Source organism: Photorhabdus hindustanensis, from assembly GCF_002968995.1.
GTDB lineage: Bacteria > Pseudomonadota > Gammaproteobacteria > Enterobacterales > Enterobacteriaceae > Photorhabdus > Photorhabdus akhurstii.
In genome coordinates this window covers 1-9,711 of the sequence record NZ_PUWT01000045.1, presented here as the reverse complement: position 1 = coordinate 9,711, position 9,711 = coordinate 1, and the positions used below count along the sequence as shown (strand labels likewise).

At 37.9% G+C, this 9,711-nt stretch carries 7 protein-coding genes, 1 tRNA gene, 3 other RNA genes and 3 pseudogenes; 12 read left to right on the top strand and 2 right to left on the bottom strand.

Features of this window, described 5'->3' with window-relative positions:
- From C6H66_RS16115 to C6H66_RS26025, 4 genes are all read left to right on the top strand, one after another.
- Positions 1–119: non-coding RNA, RtT sRNA (locus tag C6H66_RS16115), on the top strand; the annotation flags it as partial.
- A gap of 45 nt (positions 120–164) precedes the next feature.
- Positions 165–294, top strand: a non-coding RNA gene (locus C6H66_RS16110) — RtT sRNA.
- A gap of 42 nt (positions 295–336) precedes the next feature.
- Positions 337–469, top strand: a non-coding RNA gene (locus C6H66_RS26030) — RtT sRNA.
- A gap of 34 nt (positions 470–503) precedes the next feature.
- A tRNA-Lys gene (locus C6H66_RS26025) sits at positions 504–643 on the top strand.
- 1,134 nt (positions 644–1,777) lie between these two features.
- Here the strand turns inward: C6H66_RS26025 and C6H66_RS16090 are convergent.
- Positions 1,778–2,035, bottom strand: a pseudogene (locus C6H66_RS16090) (helix-turn-helix domain-containing protein); the annotation flags it as partial.
- 459 nt (positions 2,036–2,494) lie between these two features.
- Between C6H66_RS16090 and C6H66_RS16085 the strand changes: the two are divergent.
- The gene (locus tag C6H66_RS16085; RefSeq protein WP_105396096.1) at positions 2,495–3,451 is read left to right on the top strand and encodes a phage tail protein; all 957 of its coding nucleotides are present in this window, start codon (positions 2,495–2,497) and stop codon (positions 3,449–3,451) included.
- A 48-nt stretch (positions 3,452–3,499) separates the two neighbouring features.
- Positions 3,500–3,589 carry a tail fiber assembly protein gene (locus C6H66_RS27485; protein WP_072165200.1) on the top strand — a complete coding sequence of 30 codons (90 nt, stop codon included), beginning with the start codon at positions 3,500–3,502 and terminating at the stop codon, positions 3,587–3,589.
- 51 nt (positions 3,590–3,640) lie between these two features.
- Here the strand turns inward: C6H66_RS27485 and C6H66_RS16075 are convergent, their stop codons facing one another.
- Positions 3,641–4,048: a type II toxin-antitoxin system HicB family antitoxin gene (locus tag C6H66_RS16075; RefSeq protein ID WP_036812864.1), complete on the bottom strand. Its 408-nt coding sequence runs from the start codon at positions 4,046–4,048 to the stop codon at positions 3,641–3,643.
- Positions 4,049–4,990: 942 nt separating this feature from the next.
- Between C6H66_RS16075 and C6H66_RS16065 the strand changes: the two genes are divergently transcribed.
- The 6 genes and pseudogenes from C6H66_RS16065 to C6H66_RS16045 all read left to right on the top strand — a co-directional run.
- On the top strand, positions 4,991–5,893 hold the full coding sequence (locus C6H66_RS16065) for a tail fiber protein (RefSeq protein ID WP_105396095.1): 903 nt from the start codon (positions 4,991–4,993) through the stop codon (positions 5,891–5,893).
- 393 nt (positions 5,894–6,286) lie between these two features.
- Positions 6,287–7,034, top strand: a pseudogene (locus C6H66_RS16060) (tail fiber protein); the annotation flags it as partial.
- 152 nt (positions 7,035–7,186) lie between these two features.
- On the top strand, positions 7,187–7,909 hold the full coding sequence (locus C6H66_RS26860; RefSeq protein ID WP_422615618.1) for a tail fiber assembly protein: 723 nt from the start codon (positions 7,187–7,189) through the stop codon (positions 7,907–7,909).
- A 464-nt stretch (positions 7,910–8,373) separates the two neighbouring features.
- A complete protein-coding gene (locus C6H66_RS16055) occupies positions 8,374–8,730 on the top strand; it encodes a tlde1 domain-containing protein (protein ID WP_046396219.1) in 357 nt (118 codons plus the stop codon).
- Positions 8,727–9,110: a hypothetical protein gene (locus C6H66_RS16050; protein ID WP_036812871.1), complete on the top strand. Its 384-nt coding sequence runs from the start codon at positions 8,727–8,729 to the stop codon at positions 9,108–9,110. Before C6H66_RS16055 ends, C6H66_RS16050 begins: the two co-directional genes overlap by 4 nt.
- Positions 9,111–9,529: 419 nt before the next feature.
- Positions 9,530–9,711 (top strand): annotated as a pseudogene (locus C6H66_RS16045) (DNA-packaging protein); the annotation flags it as partial.

Genomic DNA, 9,711 nt, shown 5'->3' with positions numbered 1-9,711 from the left:
GAACAGTTGGCTTTTAATCAATGGGTTGCAGGTTCGAGCCGAGCGAAGCGAGACAACAGCGCGTAAGCGCTGGCCCGAAGGGCGAGGCCACAGGCCGAGTCATCCTGCACGACCCACCATCTTGAAACTTCATTCAAAAACAAATCCCTCAGATAAGTCGTTAGCTCAGTCGGTAGAACAGTTGGCTTTTAATCAATGGGTTGCAGGTTCGAGCCGAGCGAAGCGAGACAACAGCGCGTAAGCGCTGGCCCGAAGGGCGAGGCCACAGGCCGAGTCATCCTGCACGACCCACCATCTTGAAACTTCATTCAAAAACAAATCCCTCAGATAAGTCGTTAGCTCAGTCGGTAGAGCAGTTGACTTTTAATCAATGGGTCGCAGGTTCGAGCCGAGCGAAGCGAGACAACAGCGCGAGAGCGCTGGCCCGAAGGGCGAGGCCACAGGCCGAGTCATCCTGCACGACCCACCATCTTAAAGCTTCGTTCAAAACTAATTCCCTAGATGGGTCGTTAGCTCAGTCGGTAGAGCAGTTGACTTTTAATCAATGGGTTGCAGGTTCGAGCCGAGCGAAGCGAGACAACAGTGCGAGAGCGCTGGCCCGAAGGGCGAGGCCACAGGCCGAGTCATCCTGCACGACCCACCATCTTGAAACTTCATTCAAAAACAAATCCCTCAGCTAAGTCGTTAGCTCAGTCGGTAGAACAGTTGACTTTTAATCAATGGGTCGCAGGTTCGAGCCGAGCGAAGCGGGATAACAACATGTAATTGCAAAGCCCACAATAAATTGTTTAAAAGAATACGAACTTATTTACTTGCAGGGTAATTATGTTGCACTTACTATTCGAAACTATCATATTATTCTATAAGTAATATATTCATTACTGTAGAAAACCTCTGACAATTCATTCCAAATATAGTCTAATTTGAATAATTAACAATGAAACATTCTTACATCTTAAATGATTAACAATTCTATGTAATTAATAGTAATAAATAACCAAAAGTTTTGAAATTAAAAACATATCTATTACTTTAAAATTAAACGTTTAAACGACATTCATCATTATTTCATTTCCAAAAGTATACCAATGTATAGCTCATAATTAACCTGTCTGATTTTAATGCTGGCATTTAATATGCTCCAGAAAACATTCTTCCTACTAATCATTTAATACTGATATGACCATGAGGTTATCTTATTATTTTTACGTCACTGATAAAGTTCAATATTTAACTACTCGGAGTAAATGCTAATTTAAATTTTACCGATAAGGTCACCTGCTATATAAGCAGTAAAATAACCGTAATAATAAGGAAACAATAAAATGGCACGAGTATATATAAACCCTAATCAGACTCTTGATGTTTATAAGAATGGCAGTATATTAGTCCCCGCTCATCAACCTCATATAACTATAAAAAACGTTAGTTTAGCGCTAGTTAAAGTGAGTGGCTACTGGGCATCCTTAGTCGGAGATTATACTCTGTATAGTTCTATAGAGATCTACCCCGGAAGAAGTGAAATACTTGTACCGCCTCCTAACCTTATTTACTACTATAAAGTTACAGCTACTAATCTCGCCAGTTATTTAAACGCGGAAATTGAAGTGGAGGTTGGATCGAAGAGTAATTCTTTCTTTTAACCTGAGCCTTCCCTGGGAAAAGTTCTGACATACGTTACGAACAGGCATAGAGGAGATCTCATTGAATTGGTTTGCAATCGGTGGATCACAAACACTCTATGCCTGTCTCATGTTCTGGGGGTTTTTCAGTGATCTCGATTTGTTTTACCAATTGCAGGCTTTAAATCTTTGGCCGTCAATCCAGATTGTTCCATTCTGAATTTGATAGCTTCGATTGGAGCTGGTGGGTCGATAGGATAGTGTTCTGCTTCATAGGCTTCAATCAGTAGAACCATAACTTCCATATGGGCGAATTCAGGTGTGCCGATTTTAGGTTGATTATCAAACAGAGAGGCAACCGTTTTTAATGCTTCTTGATAATCTTGTTCTGTTCTAATGGGTTTAATATTCATTGTTCACTCTGGCTCTACTTTGTTGATAACCGCGTTAACCTGGTAGCTCCATCATATTATTGAAATCTTCCAGTGTCATCACTTTCATTTAGCGACACATTTTCAGATAACTAGCAACTTAAGTGTATCGATAATAATGATAAGCGAGTCTTCTATAAGGATGGGGAATCCTATGATATTCCTGAACATTACCGCTTAGATATTTTTTCCAAATGCCAGAACATTCAGTTTGGAATTTAAAATAGAAAAAGTTACATGATGAAATAGAAAGAATAAAATAAAAATAATTTCCAGATGTTAAATATAAATTTGGAGGGTATATTTTTGATTCAAAAATGTTGAACCATACTCTTTTTATGGACTAGACTTTGATTAGTGTGAATGGCAAGGGAGGCTATTTTTACAATAATTTAATATATTGATTATAAGATAACATTGTTTAATTTAAGGAGAAAGTGCATGAGTCACAAGAATGATTTTAAGGCTTTTTCTATTAGTAATAATGCGAATATAATTAGTCAAGAAATATATGAAGAAAGTAAGGGTTTACTGACTGGATTTCCACCTAATACTATTTCAATCGATTTATTAAATAAAGTTCTTCGCCAGTCATCAATTATATCATCTGTGGTAGCTGATTTTATCGCTACACAATCTAGCGATGATATTCTGGATGATGGTGATATAATTAAACTCACAGCCCAATTAAACAGAGCATTAGAGCAAAAAATCACAGCAGAAGTTCCAAATGCTTCATTAACACAGAAAGGTATTGTTCAGCTTACAGATGTAGTAGGCAATAGTGATACATTGGTTGTCACTCAAAAGCTAGCCCAGGAAATAATAGATTCATTGCGTGAAAATATTAATGACAGAGTGCCCAATAGCCGAAAGGTGAATGGAAAAGCATTGTCTGCTGACATTAGTCTAGAGGCTGAGGATATAGGTGCATATACCAAGGCAGAAGTTAATAATCTAATCAATGCAGTTAATAATATTCCTGTGGGAGCTCCTATTCCCTGGCCTACAGTTATACCGCCAGCGGGGTGGCTGCAATGTAATGGAGCAGAGTTCGATAAAACAGCTTACCCGCAATTAGCGGCAGCGTATCCTACAGGAAAATTACCTGACCTGCGCGGAGAATTTATTCGTGGTTGGGATGATAGCCGAGGTGTTGATAGTGGTCGTATTATTTTAAGCGCACAGACTGACAACACAAAAAGAATACAACTTTCTCAAGGGAATGAGAGAAGAAAATACCTTTCTAATTATCAAGGACCTGTAGATGGATACCAATACCCGCTCGGTAGGGATGTTACAGGCGACGCAACTGTTACATCAATTGCTAACAATACCGGCGGTCACGAAACCCGTCCCCGCAATATTGCATTTAATTACATAGTGAGAGCAACATAATCGCCGAATAAAAATACTCTTTAAAAGCCAAAAATATAAGAAGCCGTTTTGCTTGAATGGAAAAAATATCGGGTATTGCTGAGCAGAACAGATATTTTACAAGCTTCCGATATTGAATGGCTGGATAAACTGAGGTAATAACAAAGCCGGTTAGCCGGCTTTATTTTTTTATCCTGAAAACTAAATCTGTCACTGGTGAGCTATTTCTTTTCTGGCTAACTCAGCTAGAAAAGCAGAGCGGTTTTTGTAGTGTCCGTTTTTTTCAATGTAGCGATCTATGGCAGTTAATAGATTGCCAGGCATAGTTAAATTGAACTTTATGGCTTTTGACTCATATTTCGCTGGATCTAACTCGATGAGGGCAATAACCCCTCCATCTTCAGACAAGCGAGGATCACCGATGTAATCAGAAGAGTTTTTAGGGGCGGGGACATAGCCGCCGTGTTCGATTAAAACTTCCATGTGCTGCGCGAACGCTTTTTCAGCATCCCGAATAGCATCTTCTAAAGTATTACCAGCAAAGAAACAGCTTTCAACATCGGGGAAGTAACCGTCAAACCCATCTTCTGTTTTAAATATAAAGAGTGGATAAATCATAGTATTACCTCTTAATTTGATCATGAGCTTTGCAGAGAAAGGGCGGCATAACTGTGTTCAGCCCTGAAATATTTTGTGCCTGCCGGATAACACCTTTTAATGAGTCTTTTCTTGGGGGTGGTATTGTGATTATTTTTGCAACACCGGGTTTAGTTAGAGTGATATGGCTACCGTCTTGTCTGGCCTTAACTCATCCGTCAGCTATTAGGAGTTTTATTAGCTCTGCACTACCCATAAATCCTCCGTTTGGTTAATGTATGAGTATAATACCTATACATTAATTCTATTATCAATATATTTGTGGGTGTTATACCTACTTTTTATGGGTGTGAAACATGATCAATGTAACAATCAGAGGCCGAAAAGGTGATAACGGACATCCAATTACACTAATTGAAGCTTCAAATATCATTGATAATTGGTTATCAGAAATATATAAAAAGGAGGAAAGGTGTGGTTAGTAAATAACGTCGGTTAGTCCGGCTTTATCTTTTTAGATTTTGAGGTGTACTGGCTAGGGAAACCAGTTAGGATTACGATAGGCTAAGACCCTCACATAAAGTCATCAGAGTAATTCACAAAAGAGGCACTCAGAATTAGATGCTTGTTGTCATTTCGAAAAATTCAACCTTTCGGTCCAATACCCCGTTTCCGTAGTTTCTTACGCTAATTACTTGCGAAACTTTTCTATGAGATGACAGGAATAAGAGAAAAATAATTTTCAGATATTAAATATAAATTGGTGGGATATTTTCGACTCCAAAATATTGAACTGTTTATTACTGCTAATGATACAAAAACGGTTAACCTTATAAGTAATAAGAACACAGTATTATATTTTTCCTGAACTAGACTTTTATTAGCCTGAATTATAGGGGGTTATTTTTACAATAATTTAAGGTGTTGATTATAAAATAACATGATTTAATTTAAGGAAAGTATATGAGTCAAAAGAATGATTTTAAGGCTTTTTCTATTAGTGATAATGCAAATGTAATTAGTCAAGAAAAATATGAGCAAAGCCAGGGGTTGCAGACAGGGTTTTCTCCAGATAATGTTCCCACTCACTTGTTAAATAAGGTATTACGTCAGTCATCAACCATATCATCTGTCGTCGCTGATTTTATCGCGACACAATCTGGCAATGATATTCTTGATGATGGAAATGTAGCCAAACTCACCGCTCAATTAAATAAAGCGATAGAACAAAAAATTACAACAGACATCCCTAGTGCTTCATTAACACAAAAAGGAGTTGTTCAGCTGACAAATGTGATTGGCAATAGTGATACATTGGCAGTGACGCAAAAATTTGTTAAGGAAGAAATAAATTTATTACGTGAGTATACTTATACCCGTGAAGAGATAGATAACCGGATTAAAGCTGCCAGTGAAATTCCTGCTGGTTCTCCTATTCCGTGGCCGTTGCCTTATCCACCTGTTGGCTATCTCACTTGTAATGGTGCATTTTTCAATAAATTACAGTATCCGAAGTTGGCGGAAGCTTATCCTGACGGTAGATTACCTGATTTAAGAGGCGAATTTATCCGGGGATGGGATGATGGCCGTGGTGTTGATCCCGGTCGCATGTGCGGTACGTGGCAAACAGATACAATGCAGAAATTAGGTGGGGCACTTGAAGGCGGTAATAACATCGGCATGATGACGCGACCGCATGACAGCACGAGCGGCGTGTTTTCGGAAGGACCGGCTCGTACAATCGTTTATCAGCAAGTTGCAGGTACCGGGTATGTAATCTATTTTGATAATTCAAATGTTGCGAGAACAGCACATGAAAATAGACCCCGTAACATTGCATTTAACTACGTTGTAAGGGCAGCATAATTCTAGTGGCCGAAGCAATTTGAAGTAAGAATAAAGTCGGTTAGTCCGGCTTTATTTTTTTTATTCTGAAAATAGAAAAAGGGTAATGTATCGTATTGATGCTATGAAATTGCAGAATAGTATCAATATCCTTAGATATTTGTGTCTAGATGCCAGAAGATTCAGTCTGGAATTTAAAGTAGAAAGAGTTACAGGACGATATAGAAAGAATAAGAGAAAAATAATTCCCAGATGTTAAATATAAATTTGGGGAGTATATTTTCGAGTTCAAAATGTTGAACTACATTCTTTTTCTGGACTAGACTTTAATTGGAGTGAATTGCAGGAGGATTATTTTTACAATAATTTAAGATATTGATTATAAAATAACATGATTTAATTTAAGGAAAGTATATGAGTCAAAAGAATGATTTTAAGGCTTTTTCTATTAGTAATAATGCAAATGTAATTAGTCAAGAAAAATATGAAGAAAATCAGGGCTTGCAGACAGGATTTCCATCAGGCGATGTTCCCACTCACTTGTTAAATAAGGTATTACGCCAAGCATCAACCATATCATCTGTTGTGGCTGATTTTATCGCGACACAATCTGGCAATGATGTTCTGGATGATGGAAATGTAGCCAAACTTACCGCTCAATTAAATAGGGCGATAGAACAAAAAATTACAACAGATATTCCCAGTGCTTCATTAACACAAAAAGGAGTTGTTCAACTGACTAATGAGAGCGGTGACAGTGATACATTGGCAGTGACGCAAAAATTGGCTCAAGAAATAGTAAACTCACTGTATGAAAATATTAATGGCAGGGTGCCTAATAGTCGAAAAGTGAATGGTAAAGTGTTGACTGAGGATATCAATTTAAATGCAACGGATGTGGGAGCGTATTCGAGAGCAGAAATAGATAGGCAAAATAAAGAAGTTAATAATATTCCTGTTGGTGTTCCAATTCCTTGGCCGTTGCCTTATCCACCTGTCGGTTATCTCACTTGTAATGGTGCATTTTTCAATAAATTACAGTACCCAGAGTTAGCAGAAGCTTATCCTGATGGCAGATTACCCGATTTAAGAGGCGAGTTTATTCGTGGTTGGGATGATAGTCGAGGTATTGATAGTGGTCGTGGAATTGTGTCTTGGCAAAAAGGATCGCTGATTAACGGTGATATTTTGACTTCTGTAGCGACGCTTGCCAATACATCACGAGGAAGTGCAAAATATGGATGGGATGATCCTATAAATATAGCACAATTATATACCGATGCGGCAGTAGTGGGTGGAGGAATATCGTGGAAGATGCTTGATGCGGATGTAGTCATGAATTATGTTGGTGTCACCCGTCCCCGTAACATAGCATTTAATTACGTAGTGAGAGCAGCATGCGGCATAAGAGCTGAACAAAAAAATTCTTTAGAACCTGAGGTAGCAGTATTAGGTAAAGATGGGTTAGCAGAAAAAGCCGGTTGGCTGACAATTTATCATGCAGCACCGTATTCCCGTGAGTTTATTTTTACTCGCCCGGAATATTTAATGGAAGGAGTAGGGCTACCAGCTAGTTCCTATACTGATGCGCCAGAACTTCCAGATTTTGATAACAAAGCAGTCTGTCGTAGTGAAGATGGTAAATATTGGGAAATTGTACCCGATTATCGGGGGAAAATAGCTTACAGCACGCAAACTCATTTGCCGATTAAGATAACAGAAATCGGTGAATTATCAGATACGCTAACATTCGAGAAACCTGCTACTCATTTTGATAAGTGGACCGGAAAAGAGTGGGTCACTGATGAAGCCGCAGTAAAAGCCAGTCAGATTGAACAAGCAGAGAAACAGCGAGATATATTGCGTCAACATGCAAATGAAATAGCTACATTACTGCAACACACTGTTGATATTGAAATGGCAACAGAAGAAGAGAAAGTAGCATTAATGGCTTGGAAAAAGTATTTTGTATTATTGAGCCGTGTCGATATTCTGCAAGCTCCTGATATTGAATGGCCGGAGCAGCCAAGTAATTAAAGCCGGGTAACCGGCTTTATTTTTTACTCTGAAAACAGAGAAAGAGTAATGTGCCGTATTTGTGCAATGAAATTGCAGAATAGTGTCAATATTCTTAGCATGGCAAGATGTACTGGCAACAAATGCGTATATCTGTGTATCATAGAGGCACTTTCCCAACTCCCCCATTTCTTGTGTAATGCTGAAAGTGACTCTGGATTGTATCAACCAGCTTGCCCACATATACCGCAGAGTGTGGAAATGAAAATCTTCAATACCAGATACTTGTGTCTAGATGCCAGAAGATTCAGTTTGGAACCGGAGGCAAAAAAAGTTACAGGAAGGTATGGAGAATAAATGCAGTTATTTTAGTAATGTATAAGAACTATCCAGATATGCTATTGTCTAATTGATGAACTATATGAGTTTCACTTGATTTGTAGAAATGAAACTTTGTTATTAATATTCAAGTAGAAGTACGCACTATGACATGGATTTATCAACAGTACAGTGGTGAAATTTATCACGATACAAAGCTTATTGGCCACGGTTGGAGTGGTCAGGGTATACATAAGAATAATCCTGCATCAGAAGGTATAAAAAACTTAGGTCCTATACCTAGAGGTTATTATAAAATAACCGGTGAAAATAACTCAAAAGGCCCCATGACTATTATCCTTGACCCATGTAGTTGTAATGATATGCATGGCCGTAGTGCTTTTAGAATTCACGGTGCTAGCAGAAAAGATCCCCAACATTCATCAGAAGGTTGTATAATTCTTAATAGAGATATACGACGTGAGATATTGCTCTCGCACGATACGGATTTGGTTGTCGAATGAAAAGATTAATATTGATATTAACTGCGATGCTTTTTACTGCTAACGCTGTGGCGGGAACAAGATCTGATGGTTGTGCAGATATTAACGGTTGGAATGTTCAACAAGTAATACAGAAAGCTGAACAAAAAGGTATTATTAAGTCTGATAACGTTGATATCTCAAAGAGTGCTAGCATTCTGTTAAATGAACTTCCTCTGAAACACAATGGTAGGATAATTACGTTAAATGATGGAGTGGAAGGGGAAAAACTCTCTACTGAGGTGATAAAGGTTTCTTTGTTTGATAAATCAAGAAATTCGACAGTAAATATTATTGCTGTCGCTCTAGTATCAAACATCGAATGTTCGTTAACAGATCCTAGTATTATAGTCATTCCATAAATCTATTCTATCAAGCAACGGAATAGATAAGGAAATAAAAGCCGGTTAGCCCGGCTTTATTTTTATTCTGAAAACTGAAATAGAGAGGATAATGTGTCGTATTTGTGCGGTGAAATTTCAGAGTAACATCGATATTCTTGCATGGGGTTTCAAGATGTACCAGCGACAAATGTATATATTTACACACCATCGAGACATTTTCTTAATCTCCATTTCTTGTAAATTGGAAAGCGACTCAAAAATGTTGAACTACTTATTACTGCCAATGATACAAAAACGATTAACCTTATAAGTAATAAGAACATAGTATTATATTTTTCCTGAACTAGACTTTGATTAGCCTGAATTGCAGGAGACTATTTCTACAATAATTCAAAATGTTGATTATAAAGTCACATTATTTAATTTAAGGAAAGTATATGAGTCACAAGAATGATTTTAAAGCTTTTTCTATTAGTGATAATGCGAATGTCATTAGTCAAGAAAAATATGAACAAAGCCAGGGGTTGCAGACAGGATTCTCTCCGGATAATGTTCACCACCTGTAATAGTATTACGTCAGTCATCAACCATATCATCTGTCGTCGCTGATTTTATCGCG

What these genes read in the sequence shown, in the direction of transcription:
- C6H66_RS16050 (WP_036812871.1), top strand. Translation starts at nt 8,727, where the DNA reads ATGAAAAGATTAATATTGATATTAACTGCGATGCTTTTTACTGCTAAC.
- C6H66_RS16065 (WP_105396095.1), top strand. Translation starts at nt 4,991, where the DNA reads ATGAGTCAAAAGAATGATTTTAAGGCTTTTTCTATTAGTGATAATGCA.
- C6H66_RS16075 (WP_036812864.1), bottom strand. Translation starts at nt 4,048, where the DNA reads ATGATTTATCCACTCTTTATATTTAAAACAGAAGATGGGTTTGACGGT.
- C6H66_RS16055 (WP_046396219.1), top strand. Translation starts at nt 8,374, where the DNA reads ATGACATGGATTTATCAACAGTACAGTGGTGAAATTTATCACGATACA.
- C6H66_RS16085 (WP_105396096.1), top strand. Translation starts at nt 2,495, where the DNA reads ATGAGTCACAAGAATGATTTTAAGGCTTTTTCTATTAGTAATAATGCG.
- C6H66_RS26860 (WP_422615618.1), top strand. Translation starts at nt 7,187, where the DNA reads ATGCTTGATGCGGATGTAGTCATGAATTATGTTGGTGTCACCCGTCCC.